General features: G+C 70.4%; 16 protein-coding genes and 1 rRNA gene. 14 read left to right on the top strand and 3 right to left on the bottom strand.

Going from position 1 to position 17,516, the window contains the following annotated elements; genetic code table 11:
* The first annotated feature begins 160 nt into the window (after positions 1–160).
* The 9 genes from rrf (at position 161) to ACFV9W_RS16535 (ending at position 7,774) form a co-directional block, all read left to right on the top strand.
* Positions 161–277, top strand: a 5S ribosomal RNA gene (rrf, locus tag ACFV9W_RS16575).
* Between the two features lie 74 nt (positions 278–351).
* Positions 352–996: an HAD family hydrolase gene (locus tag ACFV9W_RS16570; RefSeq protein WP_385760922.1), complete on the top strand. Its 645-nt coding sequence runs from the start codon at positions 352–354 to the stop codon at positions 994–996.
* A 79-nt stretch (positions 997–1,075) separates the two neighbouring features.
* Positions 1,076–2,338: an MFS transporter gene (locus ACFV9W_RS16565; protein WP_385760908.1), complete on the top strand. Its 1,263-nt coding sequence runs from the start codon at positions 1,076–1,078 to the stop codon at positions 2,336–2,338.
* Positions 2,289–3,464, top strand: coding sequence for an acetoin utilization protein AcuC (locus ACFV9W_RS16560; protein WP_385760906.1), 1,176 nt, complete (start codon positions 2,289–2,291; stop codon positions 3,462–3,464). Before ACFV9W_RS16565 ends, ACFV9W_RS16560 begins: the two co-directional genes overlap by 50 nt.
* 514 nt (positions 3,465–3,978) lie before the next feature.
* Entirely contained in the window at positions 3,979–4,794 is an 816-nt protein-coding gene (locus tag ACFV9W_RS16555) for a phosphatase (protein ID WP_385760903.1), read from the top strand.
* 129 nt (positions 4,795–4,923) lie between these two features.
* Positions 4,924–5,133: a helix-turn-helix domain-containing protein gene (locus tag ACFV9W_RS16550; protein WP_266711274.1), complete on the top strand. Its 210-nt coding sequence runs from the start codon at positions 4,924–4,926 to the stop codon at positions 5,131–5,133.
* Positions 5,134–5,283: 150 nt separating this feature from the next.
* Positions 5,284–5,382: a 30S ribosomal protein bS22 gene (locus tag ACFV9W_RS16545; protein ID WP_003948845.1), complete on the top strand. Its 99-nt coding sequence runs from the start codon at positions 5,284–5,286 to the stop codon at positions 5,380–5,382.
* A 260-nt stretch (positions 5,383–5,642) separates the two neighbouring features.
* Complete coding sequence (locus ACFV9W_RS16540) at positions 5,643–6,722, top strand: NAD-dependent epimerase/dehydratase family protein (protein ID WP_385760899.1); 1,080 nt, start codon at positions 5,643–5,645, stop codon at positions 6,720–6,722.
* A 14-nt stretch (positions 6,723–6,736) separates the two neighbouring features.
* Positions 6,737–7,774: a lysophospholipid acyltransferase family protein gene (locus ACFV9W_RS16535; protein ID WP_385760896.1), complete on the top strand. Its 1,038-nt coding sequence runs from the start codon at positions 6,737–6,739 to the stop codon at positions 7,772–7,774.
* Between the two features lie 57 nt (positions 7,775–7,831).
* Here ACFV9W_RS16535 and ACFV9W_RS16530 read toward each other — a convergent pair whose 3' ends face one another.
* From ACFV9W_RS16530 to ACFV9W_RS16520, 3 genes are all read right to left on the bottom strand, one after another.
* Entirely contained in the window at positions 7,832–9,061 is a 1,230-nt protein-coding gene (locus ACFV9W_RS16530; protein WP_385760893.1) for a DUF5667 domain-containing protein, read from the bottom strand.
* A gap of 262 nt (positions 9,062–9,323) precedes the next feature.
* Positions 9,324–10,148: an ECF subfamily RNA polymerase sigma factor, BldN family gene (locus ACFV9W_RS16525; protein WP_385760890.1), complete on the bottom strand. Its 825-nt coding sequence runs from the start codon at positions 10,146–10,148 to the stop codon at positions 9,324–9,326.
* 358 nt (positions 10,149–10,506) lie between these two features.
* Positions 10,507–11,445 (bottom strand): HAD family hydrolase, encoded by a 939-nt coding sequence (locus tag ACFV9W_RS16520; RefSeq protein ID WP_385760887.1) that lies wholly within the window; start codon positions 11,443–11,445, stop codon positions 10,507–10,509.
* 106 nt (positions 11,446–11,551) lie between these two features.
* On the opposite strand from ACFV9W_RS16520, the gene ACFV9W_RS16515 reads away from it, so the two are divergent.
* From ACFV9W_RS16515 to ACFV9W_RS16495, 5 genes are all read left to right on the top strand, one after another.
* The gene (locus tag ACFV9W_RS16515) at positions 11,552–11,839 is read left to right on the top strand and encodes a glutaredoxin family protein (protein ID WP_385760884.1); all 288 of its coding nucleotides are present in this window, start codon (positions 11,552–11,554) and stop codon (positions 11,837–11,839) included.
* A 352-nt stretch (positions 11,840–12,191) separates the two neighbouring features.
* Entirely contained in the window at positions 12,192–12,998 is an 807-nt protein-coding gene (locus ACFV9W_RS16510; protein ID WP_385760882.1) for a redox-sensing transcriptional repressor Rex, read from the top strand.
* Positions 12,995–14,632 carry a glutamyl-tRNA reductase gene (locus ACFV9W_RS16505; RefSeq protein ID WP_385760880.1) on the top strand — a complete coding sequence of 546 codons (1,638 nt, stop codon included), beginning with the start codon at positions 12,995–12,997 and terminating at the stop codon, positions 14,630–14,632. The genes ACFV9W_RS16510 and ACFV9W_RS16505 overlap by 4 nt, the downstream gene beginning before the upstream one ends.
* Complete coding sequence (hemC, locus tag ACFV9W_RS16500) at positions 14,629–15,591, top strand: hydroxymethylbilane synthase (protein ID WP_385760878.1); 963 nt, start codon at positions 14,629–14,631, stop codon at positions 15,589–15,591. Before ACFV9W_RS16505 ends, hemC begins: the two co-directional genes overlap by 4 nt.
* Positions 15,588–17,267: a uroporphyrinogen-III synthase gene (locus ACFV9W_RS16495; protein WP_385760875.1), complete on the top strand. Its 1,680-nt coding sequence runs from the start codon at positions 15,588–15,590 to the stop codon at positions 17,265–17,267. Before hemC ends, ACFV9W_RS16495 begins: the two co-directional genes overlap by 4 nt.
* The last annotated feature ends 249 nt before the right edge of the window (positions 17,268–17,516 follow it).

The raw sequence follows: 17,516 nt of genomic DNA, 5'->3' as shown, positions 1-17,516 counted from the left end.
TTGATAGGCCAGATCTGGAAGCACCGCAAGGTGTGGAGGTGACTGGTACTAATAGGCCGAGGGCTTGTCCTCAGTTGCTCGCGTCCACTGTGTTGGTTCTGAAACCACGAACAACCGTCGTAGCCATGTGCCACGGCTCCGGTTGACAGTTTCATAGTGTTTCGGTGGTCATAGCGTGAGGGAAACGCCCGGTTACATTCCGAACCCGGAAGCTAAGCCTCACAGCGCCGATGGTACTGCAGGGGGGACCCTGTGGGAGAGTAGGACGCCGCCGAACTATTTTTGAAGAAAAGCCCGGACCGGGATACGGTCCGGGCTTTTCTGCGTTTAGGTAGGGTCGAATACATGGGTATGCGCTATGACCTCGTCATCTTCGACAACGACGGCGTACTCGTCGACAGTGAGCCGATCTCCAATACGCTCCTGGCCGGATATCTCACCGAGCTCGGACACCCGACCACGTACGAGGAATCGCTGCGGGACTACATGGGCGCCGCCATGCACCGGGTGCACGATGTGGTGCTCGAGCGGACCGGGAAGCGGCTTCCCGAGGATTTCGACGATGCTTTCCACGCGCGGGTGTTCGCGGCGTTCGAGCGGGAGCTTGAGCCGGTCGACGGGATCGTCGAGGTGCTGGAGAAGCTGACGGCCGACGAGGTGCCGTACTGCGTCGCGTCCTCCGGGAGCCATGAGCGGATTCGGGTCGGGCACCGGAAGACCGGGCTCGACAAATGGTTCGGCGACGAGCGGATCTTCAGCTCGCAGGATGTGGGGCGGGGGAAGCCGGCGCCCGACCTGTTTCTGTATGCCGCCGAGCGGATGGGTGTTCCGCCGGAGAAGTGCCTGGTCGTCGAGGACAGTCCGCTCGGTGTGCAGGCCGCCGTCGCCGCCGGGATGGATGTGTACGGGTTCACCGCGATGACGCCCGCCGAGCGGCTCGACGGGGCGAACGAACTCTTCGGCGACATGCGGGAGTTGCCCCGGCTGCTCGGCTGAGGGCGCCGAGGTCACGGTCGGCCCATGGTTTCGTGATCCATCTACCCACTGGTAAGGCCGAGGCATACGCTGTGCCGCCATGACCGATGGCACAGCCGGGACGGCCGGCACGGCGGGTGGGCGGCTGCGGTGGGGCCGCGGGACTCTGGGGTTCAGCTTCTTCGCGCAGGGCGCCGCCTTCGCGCTCCTCGTGACCCGGATCCCCGCCATCCAGGACCAGTACGGGATATCCGACGCGCTGCTGCCCGTGTTCCTGGCCGCCGTGCCGGTCCTCGCCGGGGTCGGGAGCGTAGGCACCGAGCAGTTGGTGAAGAAGGTGCGGCCCAGCCGGGTGCTGAGGTGGTCGCAGCCCGTCGTGCTCCTGGCGCTGCTCGGGGTCGGGGCCGGGGAGTCGATGGCCGAAGTGGCCGTCGCGCTCGCCGCGTTCGGGCTGGCCGTGGGGGCGCTCGACGCCTCGATGAACATGCTCGGGGTCAGCCTGCAGCGGGCGTACGGGCGCAGCATCATGCTCGGCTTCCACGCCGCCTACAGCTTCGGCGGCATCGTCGGGGCCTCGCTCGCGTGGGCCGGGGCGCACTGGGATCTGACGCTGTTCGTGTCGTATCTGCCCGTGGTGTGCGTGCTGCTGCCGCTCTGTCTCGTGGCGAGCCGGTGGTACGTGGACGGGCGGGCGGTCGCGCAGGAGGCGGAGGCGGACGGCGCGCAGCAGGGGCAGGGCGGCAGTGGGGTCGCCTTCAAGGTGTTGTTGCCGCTGTGCCTGGTGATGTCCTTCGCGTACATCGGGGACTCGACGGTCTCGAACTGGAGCGCCAAGTACCTCCAGGACGTGCTGGGGAGTTCGGAGCAGCTGTCCACGGTTCCGTACAACGTCTACATGGTGATGACGCTGGTGGGGCGGGCCGTCGGGGATGTGGGGGTGCGGAGGTTCGGGGCCGTGGCCGTGGTGCGGCTGGGGGCTGTTGTGGCGGCCGGCGGGTTCGGTGTGGTGGCTGTGGCGCCGGGGGCGTGGGTGGGGATGCTGGGCTTTACGTTGCTGGGGCTCGGGTTGTGCGTGATCGTGCCGCAGACCTTCGCCGCGGCGGGGCGGCTGTTTCCGAACGCTTCGGATGCGGCGGTCGCGCGGCTCAATATCTTCAACTACGTGGGATTTTTGATCGGTTCGCCGCTTGTCGGGGCGATCGGGGATGCGTGGAGCTATCGCGGGGCGATGCTCGTGCCGATGGTGTTGGTGCTGCTGACGCTCGTGTACGCCCCGTCGTTCCGGGAGCGGGGGGACAGATACGGTGGCGGGCATGAGCGGCCGCGCGCAATTGATGTGGGACCCGGCGGTAGCGGGGTATGACTTCGGGCCCGGACACCCGATGGATCCGGTCAGGCTTGATCTGACCCGGAGACTCGTGGACGCGTTCGGGCTTGAGCGGGAGCTGGAGGTCGTCGCGGCCAAGGCGGCGGGGGAATCGACCCTGCGGCTCGTGCATCGCGAGGACTACGTGGAGGCGGTCAAGGCGGCCTCGGCCGATCCGGATTCCGCCGATCCGGCGTACGGGCTCGGGACCATGGACGATCCGGCCTTCGCGGGGATGCACGAGGTGTCCGCGCTGATCGCCGGGCAGTCGGTGGGGGCGGCGGAGAACGTGTGGCGGGGGGACGCGCTGCACGCCGTGAACTTCTCGGGCGGCCTGCACCATGCGATGCCGGGGGCGGCGTCCGGGTTCTGCGTCTACAACGACGCGGCGCTGGCGATCGCGCGGCTGCTGGAGCTCGGGGCCGAGCGGGTCGTGTACGTGGATGTGGACGTGCATCACGGGGACGGGGTGCAGGCGGCGTTCTGGGAGGACCCGCGGGTTCTGACGATCTCGCTGCACGAGCATCCGCGGACGTTGTTCCCGCAGACCGGGTGGCCCGAGGAGACGGGGGCCGACGGGGCCGGCGAGGGGACGGCAGTGAATGTGGCGCTGCCGGCGGGGACCGGGGACGCGGGGTGGCTGCGGGCGCTGCATGCGGTGGTGCCGGAGCTGCTGGCGGAGTTCCGGCCGCAGGTGCTGGTGACGCAGCACGGGGCCGATACGCACTTCGAGGATCCGTTGGCGCATCTGGCGGTTTCGCTGGACGCGCAGCGGGCGGTGCAGGTGGCGTGTCACGAGTGGGCGCACGAGTACGCGGACGGGAAGTGGGTCGCGCTCGGTGGGGGTGGCTACGCCGTGGTGGATGTGGTGCCGCGGTCGTGGACGCATCTGGTGGGGATCGCGGCGGGGCGGGAGATCGCGCCCGAGTCGGTGATTCCCGACGGGTGGCGGCAGGAAGTGTTCGCGCGTACGCGGCAGTTGGCTCCGCAGCGGATGACGGATGGGCGGTGGCCCGTGTCGTACCGGGAGTGGGAGGCGGGGTACGACCCCGCGGACCGGCTCGACCAGGCGATCCTGGCGACCCGTAAGTCGGCGTATCCCCTGCGGGGGCTGTTGCCGTGATGGGTGGGCGGCGCCGGGGGCCCTGAGCCGGACGGGGCCGGGCCTCTGTCTTCGTTACGCGGCAACGGGGGACCTCGCGTCGGCCGGGGCCGGGCCCATCGCCTCGTTGCGCGGCACCGGGGGCCGCCTTGCCCACCCTGCCTTCCCCAAGCTCTCCGACAAGCTCCGAGCAGGGGAGACCCCATTAGGCGGCAGATTGCCCAAGGCGGCGGCCGACCGTCGCGGGTGGGGAGGCGTGGTGGCGGCAGATTGCCCAAGGTGGTGGCTGCGCCCCGTGCGGCCGACGCCCCCGGAGGGGGCGGGTGGGTGGGAGATGGGCGGGGGAGCGGGAGATGGGCGAGAGGGCGTCGGTGTTGATGACTCGGGGTTCCGGCCCGGGCCCCGCTGCTCGGTCGCCGCAGCGGCTTGAGTTGGCCGACCGAGCCGTGGGATCCGGATGCCGGGGTTACTCCGACTGTGGGGTGTTTCGGGGTTTTCGGGGTTTGGGTGGGGGCAATGCAGCAACATCACAAGGGTGTTGAGCGTCGGCGCCCTGCGTGCGCATCTGTTGGCGGCTCGGCTTGCCGGGCCCGTGGCGACCTCCCGTGAGGAGAGTCTGCGGAGTTACCGCCTGTTCGAGGCGCGGGATCCGCGGGTGATGCTCGGGCTCGACCCCGAGTGGGTGTGGGGGCACCGCGATCTGCTCGCGCTGATGGCGGACAAGTGCGGGGTTTCCCGGGACCCGCGGCACCGGACAGGGCACGATGTCATCGATCCGGAACGGACGTTGGCGGCTCTGGACGCGTTTGCGGAGCGGCTCGGGAGGGCCGCGGAGTCTCGCTCCCCGGTGCTGTTCGGGACGGGACATCCGCACCGGCTGCTCGGTTTCTACGCCGCGTTGGCGGACGCCCTGTCGGCGGTGGGCTGTCCCGTCCTCACCCCCGCGCAGGGCCGGAGTGTCGACATAACGACCCGGTTCGGCCTACGCACGTACAACCTCGACTACGACCGGGGAGTCGCGCTGGTGCGCGAACCGGGCGCGTACCCGGTGCGAAGTGAGACCGGCGCGCACACCCACTCCCCACTCCCGGTTCGCATGGTGCTCGGCGCGCTCTCGGAGGCCGGCGAGCCGCTGCCCGAGCTGGTCATCGGGGACCACGGATGGGTCTGCGGTGCAGGTCAGTTGGGGTTCGACGCCATCGGTCTGGCCGATACGGACGATCCGGCCCTGTTCGTCGGTGAGGCCGAGGGGCAGGTGTCCGTCGTCGTTCCACTTGATGACGCTGTGCGGTCTGATTACTACCGACCGCTTACTCGCTATGTACTCAATCGAGCGTGTCTGTCACAGTAGGCGGCCGATCGCTGCTCCTCTTCCCCACTCGCATCACCCGCCTCTACATTGGGGAGTGAGCACGCAACGACGTTGAGTCACCGGAAGGGGAAGCCGGTGGCCGTCGAGTGCGGAAGGTTCAGGTGTGTCATGGCTGCTGACCAGAGGCCTCTATCCGAGGTGGCGTTCCTGACCGTGGCGGAGGTCGCCGCGGTGATGCGTGTGTCGAAGATGACCGTGTACCGCTTGGTGCACAGCGGTCATCTGCCCGCGATCCGGGTGGGGAGGTCCTTCCGAGTCCCGGAGAACGCGGTTCACGAGTACCTCCGTGACTCTTACGTGGGGGTGGACGCCGGCTGATCCACAGGATCCCGCGGACCTCGATTTCTGCTCGGCGCTCGGGGCGGGGTAGGCTAGCCCCCCGTAGGTCGTGTGGGCCCCAATGCAGCCCCGCACCGAGTGATTGTCTCCGCATTGCGGGGGTTGTCCGAGAAGTGAGCGAGGGTAGTCGTGGGCTCTGTCATTAAGAAGCGGCGCAAGCGGATGGCGAAGAAGAAGCACCGCAAGCTGCTGAAGCGCACCCGCGTGCAGCGTCGCAACAAGAAGTAAGCGACCGCTGCTGTACAGCGCGTCTTGTGGCCCTTCCACCATCCGGTGGGAGGGCCACATTGCGTTGTGCGGGCCGGTCGCGGCGACAGCTCCCTTGAACAGGCAAATGTTCACTTCGGAACCTCCCGTTGCCCGGGCGTGTGGCCGTCGTCACTTCCTGCATCGAGCAGACATCACAGCGCAACATCGAACCGCTAACGTGGCCCGCAGGCAGTGATTGCGGAGCGCGGCGAGGCTGGGACGGAAGGTAGGCGCTGATCTTGGGCAAGGTCGTGCTCGTGACGGGGGTGGCCCGACAGCTGGGCGGCCGGTTCGTACGCAGGATCCAGCGGGACCCCGAGGTGGACCGGGTCATCGGCGTGGACGCGGTGCCGCCGGCGCACCATCTGGGCGGGGCCGACTTCCTGCAGGCCGACATCCGGCAGCCGACGATCGCGCGGGTGCTCGCCGAGTACGTCGTGGACACGGTCGTGCACATGGACGTGACCGGCACCCCGCTGGCCAGCGGTGGCCGTGGCGCGGTCAAGGAGACCAACGTCATCGGCACCATGCAGCTGCTCGGCGCGTGCCAGAAGGCGCCGCACGTGAAGCGCCTGGTGGTGAAGTCCAGCACCAATGTGTACGGGTCGGCGCCCCGCGATCCCGCCGTCTTCACCGAGACGACGCCGCCGAAGTCGCTGCCGAGCGGGGGCTTCGCCAAGGACACCGTCGAGGTCGAGGGGTATGTGCGCGGGTTCGCCCGGCGCCGTCCCGACGTCGCGGTGTGTGTGCTGCGCTTCGCCAACATCCTGGGGCCGACCGCGGATTCGCCGCTCGCCGAGTACTTCTCGCTGCCGGTCCTGCCGACCGTGTTCGGCTACGACCCGCGGCTGCAGTTCGTGCACGAGGACGACGTGATCGAGGTGCTGCGGATCGCCTCGCACGAGCCGGCCCGGGGGACGTTGAACAGCGGCACGTTCAATATCGCGGGCGACGGCGTGCTGTTGCTTTCGCAGTGCTCCCGGCGGCTCGGCCGGCCGACGGTCCCCGTTCTCCTGCCGGCCGTGACCTGGGTGGGCGGCGCGCTGCGTACGCTGGGGGTGACGGACTTCTCGCCCGAGCAGATCCGGCTGCTCACGCACGGACGCATGGTGTCGACGGCCCAGATGCGCGACACACTGGGCTTCGCACCCAAGTACACGACCGCGGAGGCGTTCGCGGAGTTCGTACGCGGCCGGGGCCCGGGCCTGTTGCCGCCGCAGGCCCTCGCGGGGGCCGTGGACCGGATCGCCGCGTTGTCCTTCCTGGGCGGTGCCCGCCGCACAGGCCCCAGCCACCCCCCGACGCAGAGCGCCAACTAAGGAGCGCATCAACGATGGCGGATGCCAAGGTCATTCCGTTCGACGACGACAGGTCGCGAGGGTCGGCGGCGAAGGGTGCCGCGCGCCGCGGCCGGGGCCCGGGGGGCGGCGCGCGCCGCAAGGGCGAACCCGTGGCCGTACGGGAGGTGCGGCCGTTGCAGCAGCCGGAGTCCGAACCGGAGCCGAAGGGGCCGGACGAGCCTTCGCAGGGCGGCGGCTGGGACCGGAAGATCGCGGGCGGGCTCGCGTTCCTGCGGCGGCGGATCACCGGGGACTACGACATCGACGAGTTCGGTTACGACGAGGAGCTCACCGACCAGGTCCTGATGTCGCTGCTGAGGCCGATCGCGGAGAAGTACTTCCGGGTCGAGGTGAAGGGCATCGAGAACATCCCGTCCGAGGGCGGGGCCCTGATCGTCTCCAACCACTCGGGGACGCTTCCGCTGGACGGCCTGATGATGCAGGTCGCCGTGCACGACAACCATCCGGCGAACCGGCATCTGCGACTGCTCGCGGCGGACCTGGTGTTCATGCTGCCGGTGGTCAACGAACTGGCGCGCAAGGCCGGGCACACGCTGGCCTGCGCGGAGGACGCGCAGCGACTCCTCGAGAGCGGCGAGCTGGTCGGCGTCATGCCGGAGGGCTTCAAGGGGATCGGCAAGCCGTTCAGCGAGCGGTACAAGCTGCAGCGCTTCGGGCGGGGTGGCTTCGTGTCGACCGCGCTGCGCGCCGGCACCCCGATCGTGCCGTGCTCGATCGTCGGGGCGGAGGAGATCTACCCGATGGTCGGCAACGCCAAGACCCTCGCCCGGCTCCTCGGCTTCCCGTACTTCCCGATCACGCCCACGTTCCCGTGGCTGGGGCCGCTCGGCGCCGTGCCGCTGCCGACGAAGTGGACCATCCAGTTCGGCGAACCGATCCCGACGGACGGCTACCCGCCGGAGGCTGCGGAGGACCCGATGCTGATGTTCAACCTGACGGATCAGGTCAGGGAACAGATCCAGCACACGCTCTACAAGCTGCTGGTGCAGCGGCGGTCGGTGTTCTTCTGAGGGCACCACGAAGGGGTGGGCGGGACCGGTCCGGCCCCGCCCACCCCTTCGTAGGTACTACTCCGCGTCCTCGCCGTCGACGCCCAGGCCCGGCAGGAGGCCCGGGAGCAACGGGGGCACCGTCACGTCCGGCTTCGGGGAGCCGCCCGTGCCGGTGTTGGAGTCCGGGCTGTCGTCCGAGGGGCTCGGGGTGGTCCTGTCCTTCGGCGGGTCGAGGAGGCCGCCCGTGTTCTCGCCGAGCAGGCCCTCTTCGTCCTTGCCGGTGTCGGACGTGGACGGCTTCGGCTTCGTCGACGACCTGTCGTCCTGGGAGGCGGAGCCGGACGGCGTGGAGCTGCCGGTGTCCGGGGTCCCCGGCGACGTACCGTCCTCGCTGGTGCCGGGGCTCGTCGAGGCGCCCTTCTCGTCCGGGGTCCGCGGCAGCAGGGAGCGCAGCGGGCCGACCTCTTCGTCTATGGCGTCGAAGACCGAGCTGACCTGGTCCCGCACGTCCCCGAGCTGGACCGGCAGGCGGTCGCTCAGGGTCGTCCAGCTCTGCCTGTGCGCGTCGGAGAACGTGGACAGGGCCTGGATCGGGCCGAGGGCGCCGTCGCGCTTGTACGCGTCGCTGAGCAGCCGGTGGCCCTCGGAGGCGTCGTACTGCACGCCGGAGAGCGCGCGCCTGACCTCGCCCACCGACTCGTGGTCGAGCTGGCCCGAGCGGCCGCGCTCCATGAGCCGGCGTGCCTCGCTCAGCCGCGTCGACGCCTGGTCGAGGTAGGCCTGGCCCTTGTCGGAGTCGCTGTGCGCCATGCCCAGCTTGAGGTCCTCCATGCCGCGCTTCAGACCGTAGAGGTGGTCGCCCGGCAGTGCGCTGGACGAGGCCGCGGCCACACCGCTGAACGCGCCCGCGGCCACCCCGACCGTGAGCCCGCCCGCGGCGATGCCCTTGGTCAGCCGGGAACGGGGCCGCAGCTTGCGCAGCGGACTCGCCCGGTGCGCGCCCTTGCCCTGGCGCTGCTTCGGTACGGCGGCGGCCGCGCCGCCCTCCTGGACCATGGCCTCCATGGCGGCGACGAGCTGCGCCCGCTGCACCACCTTGACCTCCGGGTCCAGCTCCGGCTTCGGCAGCTCGCCGAGTGCCGCGGCCAGGGACAGCAGCCCGCCCTCCTCCGCCGCCCCCGCGTCGCTGCGCCGGACGGCCGGTTCTTCTTCCGGTTGCTGCGCCGCCGGGTCCTGGTCGGACTGGTCCTCCAGGGCCTGGGCGAAGGCGTTCGCCCGCCGGTGTGCCGATACGTTCGCGATCACTGGCGGCACCTCCTCTCAATCATGACGGTCGACTCCCCAGGGGGTCCTGGGGTTGCACCCCCGGTCCCGGATGCACACCAACGAGTGAGTGCATCCCGGTCGGGAGTGACCACAGGGAGCCTGCATCCCGCACAACGAGCGGCTCGGTACTTCGGTTACGCGCGAAATATGATCCGGGCGCGATCCCATCTCGCTTTCACCGTAGGTGAGTTGGGGACTGCGGGCAGTAACCGCGCCAGGGATGAGGAAAGGGCGCCCCGGCTCAGCGGGCGTCGTCCGGCAGAAGGCGCGCCAGGGTGCGCACCGCCCGGTACTGGAGGGTCTTGATCGCGCCCTCGTTCTTGCCCATCGCGCGAGCGGTCTCGGCGACGGACAGGCCCTGCAGGAAGCGCAGCGTGACGCACTCCTGCTGCTGTGGGTTGAGGCGGCGCACGGCGTCGAGCAGGGCCGCGTTCGAGAGCGACTCCAGGACGGAGTCCTCGGGGGAACGCTCCACCTCGTTCGCATCGAGCATTTCGCCCGTGGTCACTTCGAGGCGGAAGCGGCTCGACTTGAAGTGGTCGGCGACCAGATTGCGCGCGATCGTGACCAGCCAGGCGCCGAAGTCACGGCCCTGCCAGGTGAACGTACTGATGCGGCGCAGCGCGCGCAGGAAGGTCTCGCTGGTGAGGTCCTCCGCTGTCGCCTTTCCGCCGACGCGGTAATAGATGTAGCGGTACACAGTGTCGCTGTACTGGTCGTAGAGCCGGCCGAACGCGTCGGCCTCGCCCCCCTGGGCGCGCTCGACCAGGTCCATCATGCGGGCACTGTCGCTGTCGGCCGCGGGACGGCGGGCCGTAGGTGTGGCCGACCTGGCCGCGGTGCCCGAGGCGCCGGCGGACCCGGAGCGGGCCCGCCGACCTACGGTGGCCGCGGTCGAATCGGCCATGGCGAAACATGGCGAGGCAGGGGCGGGCACGGCCGACGCTGCCGCAGCGGCGAGGGCGGGGACGGCGTACGCGGTGGGGACGAAACCGCGCAAGCGGTCCACGACCGTCGCGTGCAGCGTTGCCAGGCCCGAGGCGTCAACCCCGACGTGTGGGTACACGGGACTCCCAGAGGCAGAGCTTCCATCACGTGCAGTGCGGGACCGTTCACCCGTCGTGCTGACGCGTGGGTACCGGTTTGCGTCTGAGGAGAATAACGCTTCGTGCAGGGAGCACTACACCCAGTTGCTCAAATCACCGATTACGTCACTTCTGTAGTCGCTCGAGGGCGTTTCAAGTACCAGAGAGTGACCACTTGTTGATCGATTACGTTCAAGTTCCGGCTATGGCGGTGACGTGTTGTGGTCGAGTGGTACTCGCGGGACTGGCGGGAGCGGGACACGGGTATGACGTACGGAATGTCGTCCCGGGCCACCCGGTGACCGTCCGCGATCGGCTGTGCGGCGTGTCGGCCGACCGTCAGCGGCGGCGCCGGTGCAGCGCGATCGCCGCCGCCGTGCCGCCCGCGACCGCGCCGACGCCGGCCGCGGCGGGGATGCCGACCTTCGCGGCCTTGCGGCCCGTGCGGTAGTCCCGCAGCCGCCAGTCGCGCTCGCGGGCGTACTTGCGCAGCTTCGTGTCCGGGTTGATCGCGTACGGGTGCCCGACGAGCGAGAGCATCGGGATGTCGTTGTGCGAGTCGCTGTACGCGGCGCAGCGGCCGAGCTCCAGGCCTTCGGCGGAGGCCAGCGCGCGGACGGCCTCGGCCTTCGCGGGGCCGTGCAGCGGTTCGCCGACGAGCTTGCCGGTGTAGACGCCGCCGATGGACTCGGCGACCGTGCCGAGCGCGCCGGTCAGGCCGAGGCGGCGGGCGATGACCGTGGCGATCTCCACGGGGGCGGCGGTGACCAGCCAGACCTTCTGGCCCGCGTCCAGGTGGGCCTGGGCGAGGGCGCGGGTGCCGGGCCAGATCCGCTCGGCCAGGTACTCGTCGTAGATCTCCTCGCCGATGGACATCAGCTCGGCGACGCGGTGGCCCTTCACGATGGACAGGGCGCTGTTCTGCGCGTCCTGCATGTGCTCGGGGTCCTCGACGCCCGCGAGCCTGAACCAGGCCTGCTGCCAGGCGAATCGGGTCAGCTCGCGGCGCTCGAAGAACTTCCGCTTGTAGAGGCCGCGGCCGAAGTGGAAGATCGCCGCGCCCTGCATGACGGTGTTGTCGAGGTCGAAGAACGCGGCGGCCTTGTCGTCGCCCGCGACCGGGAACTCCGGTTCCTGCGGGCCCTCGTCGATCGGCGGCGACTGGTCCGCCAGCTCCTGGGAGGACTTGCGGGCGGCCTCGGCCGAAGCCTCGCCTGCCAGCACGCTCCGCGCGGTGGCGGAGCGCCTACGGGGTGTGAGCCATCCGAGAGCGGCCATGTCGTGAGCATAGCCAGTCTGTTCGGGGGTTCCGGAGTCGAGCGGGTTTCGGGAGCCTGTCCGCGTGTGAATTCTCGGCGACGGGAGGGCCGTGTGTGGGGCGAGAATGGCCGGTATGAGTCCCATTTTTCGCAACCGCGAGAAGAAGGATCCGCGTGCGCGGATCGTCACGCTGATCGGCAAGCCGGGCTGTCATCTGTGCGACGACGCACAGGTGGTGATCGAGAAGGTGTGCGCCGAGGTCGGAGCGTCCTGGGAGAAGAAGGACATCACCGAGGACGAGGAGCTGTACCGCAAGTACTGGGAACAGATCCCGGTCGTTCTCGTCGACGGCGCGCAGCACGACTTCTGGCGCGTGAAGGAGGAGCGGCTGCGGCGTGCGCTCACGCAGTGACGGTCCGCGCACGAAGCCCCAGGTCGGCCCCGGTCCGGTCGTACAAGTCACTGACCGACGAGTCCAACTGGTCCCAAAAGTCGCTTAGGATCGGGGGCGGTTTTGGTCTCGGGGGCGTGGATCTTGGCAACGTTGAGGAGAGTGTGCCGTTTTGGCCCCCACAGGTGAGCAACGAAGCTACCTGCGCGCCGGTTCCACGGATGCGCGCGGGGCGTGCGTGAGCCCGGTCACGTTGGCCGGGCAAATCGGACACCATCTTTGTGCACGCGTTCACAAAGACATAGCCTGCATTCGACGGGGCGGTCGAGTAGCAGGGTGCCGCCCACAGCCCCGCTCTACCCGCAGGAGCACCGTGGCAACTGGCCGAACTCACCGACCGGCGACCCGCAGCCGAGGAATTCCCGAGGCCACCGTCGCCAGGCTTCCGCTGTACCTCCGAGCCCTCACCGCACTGTCGGAGCGCTCGGTGCCCACGGTCTCCTCCGAGGAGCTCGCGGCCGCCGCGGGGGTCAACTCCGCGAAGCTGCGCAAGGACTTCTCGTACCTCGGTTCGTACGGGACCCGTGGCGTGGGCTACGACGTCGAGTACCTCGTCTACCAGATCTCACGCGAGCTGGGCCTGACCCAGGACTGGCCGATCGTGATGGTCGGTATCGGTAACCTCGGTGCGGCGCTTGCCAATTACGGTGGTTTCGCCTCCCGCGGCTTCCGCGTCGCGGCGCTGATCGACGCCGACCCGGCGATGACCGGCAAGTCCGTCGCGGGCATCGCCGTGCAGCACGCCGACGACCTCGAGAAGATCATCGACGAGAACGGCGTCTCCATCGGCGTCATCGCGACCCCGGCCGGTGCCGCGCAGCAGGTCTGCGACCGGCTCGTCGCCGCCGGTGTCACCTCCATCCTGAACTTCGCGCCGACCGTCCTGTCCGTGCCGGACGGCGTCGACGTGCGCAAGGTCGATCTCTCCATCGAGCTGCAGATCCTCGCGTTCCACGAGCAGCGCAAGGCCGGCGAGGCGCCGGACGACGGCGCCCCGGCGGACGAGGGCGCGGTGGGCGTCGAGGGCCCGGCCGCCAAGGTCACCAAGCCCGCCGCCGTGAAGAACAACGACGACCGCAAGGGACCCGACGGGGACGTGCCCGCCGTGATGCCGGCATGAGCCTCCTCGTCGTAGGTCTGAGCCACCGCAGCGCACCTGTCAGCGTCCTGGAGCGCGCCGCGTTGAACGCGGACACCCAGGCCAAGCTGCTGCAGGACACCCTCGCCGCCGAACCGGCCGCCGAGGCCGCGGTGCTCGCCACCTGCAACCGCATCGAGCTGTACGCGGACGTGGACAAGTTCCACGCCGGTGTCGCCGAGCTGTCGACGCTGCTCGCGCAGCACAGCGGCGTGGGCCTCGAAGAGCTCACTCCGTATCTTTACGTGCACTACGAGGACCGGGCGGTGCACCACCTGTTCTCGGTGGCGTGCGGGCTCGACTCGATGGTGGTCGGCGAGGGCCAGATCCTCGGCCAGATCAAGGACACCCTCGCGCGTGCCCAGGAGCTGCACTCCGCGGGCAAGCTCCTCAACGACCTTTTCCAGCAGGCGCTGCGGGTGGGCAAGCGCGCCCACTCGGAGACCGGGATCGACGGGGCCGGGCAGTCGCTCGTCACCTTCGGCCTGGAGCAGCTCGCCGCCGGGCAGCCGGTGGACGCGTGGGCGGCCGGGAAGCGGGCGCTCGTCATCGGCGCCGGGTCGATGTCCTCGCTCGCCGCGGCCACGCTCGCGCGGGCCGGGGTCGCCGAGGTCGTCGTCGCGAACCGGACGATGGAGCGCGCCGACCGGCTCGTAGAGATCTTGGGAGAAGCGGGTACGGCGGCGCGGGCCGTCGCGATGGACGCCGTCGCGGACGAACTGACACGTGCCGACGTGGCCATCTCCTGCACCGGCGCGACCGGTCTCGTCCTCACCGCAGAGGCCGTACGCTCCGCCGTCGCCGGTCGCACGCCGACCGCGGGCGCCGAGGTGCCGGGTGCTGTGGCCCCCGCTTCCGGCAAGCCTGCCGGGGAGGCGGCGCCGGTCGTCGAGACCGTGCGCGGCGGCTTCTCCGTCGAGGGCGAGGCCGCGGTCGCCGGGTTCGACGCCGCCGCCCTCGAACAGCACGGCGCCTGGGTCGACAACGCGCCCCGCGAGCAGGTCCGCCCGGTCCAGGCCTCCGAGGCCGAGACCATCGCCGCCCTCGCCGTCGCCGGACGGGTGCCGGAGATGCGCCGCGAGCGCACCCCCGAGCCCGTACGACAGGTGGCGCTCGCCCTGCTCGACCTGGCGATGCCGCGGGATGTGGACGCGGCGGTGCACCGGATCGACGGGGTCCGCCTCGTCGACATCGAGTCGCTCGCCGACGCCTCCGCCGACGCGCCGATGGCCGCCGACGTCGACCTGGTGCGGACGATCGTGGCCGACGAGGTCGCCGCGTTCGGCGCCGCGCAGCGGGCCGCGCACATCACGCCGACCGTCGTCGCGCTGCGCACGATGGCCGCGGACGTGGTGGCCAGCGAGATCGCCCGGCTCGACGGCCGGCTCCCCGGGCTCGACGAGAAGCAGCGCGCGGAGATCACCCAGACCGTGCGGCGCGTGGTGGACAAGCTGCTGCACGCGCCGACCGTACGGGTCAAGCAGCTCGCCGCCGAGCCCGGCGGCGCCGGGTACGCGGACGCCCTGCGGACCCTGTTCGACCTGGACCAGGAGACGGTCGCGGCCGTCTCCCGGGCCACCCCCCACGAAGAAGGCAAGAATCGAGGCCCGGCATGACCGCCGAGAAAGCCCTGAGGCTGGGCACCAGGCGCAGCAAGCTGGCCATGGCCCAGTCCGGGCATGTGGCCGAAGCCGTAAAGCAGTTGACCGGCCGCGAGGTCGAGCTGGTGGAGATCACCACGTACGGTGACACCTCCCGCGAGCACCTCGCGCAGATCGGCGGCACCGGTGTCTTCGTCACCGCGCTGCGCGACGCGCTCGCCCGGGGCGAGGTGGACTTCGCGGTGCACTCCCTCAAGGACCTGCCGACCGCGCAGCCCGACGACCTGGTCATCGCCGCCATGCCGGTGCGCGAGGACCCGCGGGACGTGCTGATCGCGCGCGACGGCCTGAAGTTCACGGATCTGCCCGAGGGCGCCCGCGTCGGTACCGGTTCGCCGCGTCGCATGGCGCAGCTGAACGCGTACGCGCGCAGCCACGGCATGCGGATCGAGACCGTGCCGATCCGTGGGAACATCGACACCCGGATCGGGTTCGTCGAGAAGGGCGAGCTGGACGGTGTGGTCCTCGCGGCCGCGGGCCTCAGCCGCACCGGTCGCAGCGAGGAAGTCACCGAGTTCCTCCCGACCGACATGATTCTGCCCGCCCCCGGCCAGGGGGCACTGGCTGTCGAGTGCACCGCCAACAACGGTGAACTCGTCGCCGCGCTCGCCGAGATGGACGACTCGTTCACACGCGTCGCCGTGACCGCCGAGCGAGCCCTGCTCGCCGCCCTGGAGGCCGGCTGCAGCGCACCTGTGGGTGCACTGGCCGACCTTCTGGTCGACGGGCAGATTGTCAAGGAAATGCGCCTTCGCGGCGTCGTCGGCTCGACCGACGGCTCCGAGCTGGTGCAGCTGTCCACCACCGGTCCCGTGCCCTCGTCGGACGACGAGGCGCTGGCACTCGGGCGGGAACTCGCCGCCGAGATGCTGGCCAAGGGTGCGGCCGGTCTGATGGGGGAGCGAGCACGATGAGCCCCACCACCGCTGTTTCGACCGCCTGGGCATCTGGGCACGTCACCTTCCTGGGTGCCGGTCCCGGAGATCCGGGGCTGCTGACCCTCAGGGCCGTGGAGGCCCTGTCCCGAGCGGATGTGCTGATCGCCGAGCCCGAAGTGCTCGACGTCGTGCGGACGCATGCCAAGGCCGGCGTGACCGTCCTCGACGCCACGGGCGCCCCGGAGCGTGCGGCGACCACTGACGGTTCGTCAACTGCCGTCGCGGTCCCGGCTCTGAGGGACTGGGCCAATCTTGTCATGGAGGCCGCGCGAGGCGGCAAGCGGGTCGTGCGTGCGGTCGCGGGCGACCCCGGCCTCGACACGTACGCGGCCGAGGAGATGCTCGCCTGCGCGACGGACGGCATCACCTTCGAGGTCGTGCCCGGCATCGCGGCGGCCGTGGGCGTGCCCGCGTACGCCGGTGTGCCGCTCCGTGACGACCAGGGGGCCGACGTCCGGTTCGTGGACGCGGCCACCGCCTCCGAGCGCTGCTGGACCGAGGTCGGCGCGTCCGACGGCACGGTCGTCGTGTCCACGACGCTCGACGCGGTCGGCTCCACGGCCGGTGAGCTGGTGGCGGCGGGCCGCAAGCCCGACACCCCGCTGTCGGTGACGGTCGCCGGTACGACGACGCGGCAGAAGACGTGGACGGCGACGCTCGGCACGATCGCGCAGACCCTGAAGCAGGCCAAGGTGCTGCCGTCGCCGGAGGGCAACCGACCGGTCATAGCCGTGGTCGGTGAGCGCAGTGCCGCCGCCCAGCGCGACCAGCTGTCCTGGTTCGAGTCGAAGCCGCTGTTCGGCTGGCGGGTGCTCGTCCCGAGGACGAAGGAGCAGGCGGCCTCGCTCTCCGACCAGCTTCGTTCCTACGGTGCCGTGCCGCACGAGGTTCCGACCATCGCGGTCGAGCCGCCGCGCACGCCGCAGCAGATGGAGCGCGCGGTGAAGGGGCTCGTGACCGGTCGTTACGAGTGGATCGCCTTTACGTCCGTGAACGCGGTCAAGGCCGTGCGCGAGAAGTTCGAGGAGTACGGGCTCGACGCCCGTGCCTTCGCCGGGATCAAGGTCGCGGCGGTGGGCGACCAGACGGCGCAGGCCCTCATCGCCTTCGGCGTGAAGCCGGACCTGGTGCCGAGCGGTGAGCAGTCGGCCGCGGGTCTCCTCGAGGACTGGCCGCCGTACGACCCGGTCTTCGACCCGATCGACCGTGTCTTCCTGCCGCGTGCCGACATCGCGACCGAGACGCTCGTGGCCGGGCTCATCGAGCTGGGCTGGGAGGTCGACGACGTCACGGCGTACCGGACCGTGCGGGCGTCGCCGCCGCCGGCGGAGACGCGTGAGGCGATCAAGGGGGGCGGCTTCGACGCGGTGCTCTTCACCTCGTCGTCGACGGTGCGGAACCTGGTCGGTATCGCTGGCAAGCCGCACAACGTGACGGTGATCGCGTGCATCGGTCCTGCCACGGCCAAGACGGCCGAGGAGCACGGGCTGCGGGTCGATGTGATGGCGCCCGAGCCGTCGGTGTTGAAGCTGGCGGCGGCGTTGGCGGACTTCGGTACGAAGCGGCGGCTCGCGGCCATCGAGGCGGGGGACCCGGTCACCCGGCCCAGCGAGCGGCGGCCGGGGTCGCGGCGGCGGCGCGCGGCGCCGTAGGTCGTAGGTCAGGTCTTACGGGGTGGGCCCCCTGGTGTCGTTGCGCGGCACCGGGGGCCGCCTTGCCCACCCTGCCGCCCAAGGCGGCAGATTGCCCAAGGCGGTGGCGGCCGACCGCCACGGGTGGGGAGCCGTTCCGGCGGCGGATTGCCCAAGTCGGGTGCGGCCGACCGCCACGGGTGGGGAGCCGTTCCGGCGGCAGATTGCCCGAGGCGGTGGCGGCCGACCGGCCGTCGAGGGTGGAAGATT

This window comes from Streptomyces sp. NPDC059897, from assembly GCF_042730865.1.
GTDB lineage: Bacteria > Actinomycetota > Actinomycetes > Streptomycetales > Streptomycetaceae > Streptomyces.
This window is presented reverse-complemented; position numbering and strand designations above follow the sequence as displayed.